The sequence below is a fragment of the Arthrobacter sp. SIMBA_036 genome (genome assembly GCF_046535135.1).
Classification (GTDB): domain Bacteria; phylum Actinomycetota; class Actinomycetes; order Actinomycetales; family Micrococcaceae; genus Arthrobacter.
Map to the genome: position 1 here is coordinate 1 of NZ_JAWRXG010000453.1, position 236 is coordinate 236.

Consider the following 236-nt stretch of genomic DNA (forward strand, 5'->3'; position numbering starts at 1 on the left):
ATAGCGGGTTTGGTCGTGGGTTAACCTGCTTCCTTCAATCTTGTTGGAATTGTAGGTCAAATCAATTTGCGTGCGATGGTAAATACCACCTTTGAGCTTCAATTCTTTTTGTTCTTTAAGATGATTGAGTAAAATATTATTACTATATTTTTTCTTATTCCCTTTCTCCGGCAATGTCGAATCTTCTGGAATATTCCAAGTTTTACCTGTTAGGAAAGCTCCTTTGATTTTTCCCG

Annotated in this window: 1 protein-coding gene; it reads right to left on the reverse strand. The window is 36.4% G+C overall.

Going from position 1 to position 236, the window contains the following annotated elements; translation table 11 throughout:
- Positions 1-236: hypothetical protein (locus SB659_RS20495; RefSeq protein ID WP_410551768.1), on the reverse strand; the 236-nt coding region annotated here is incomplete at both ends.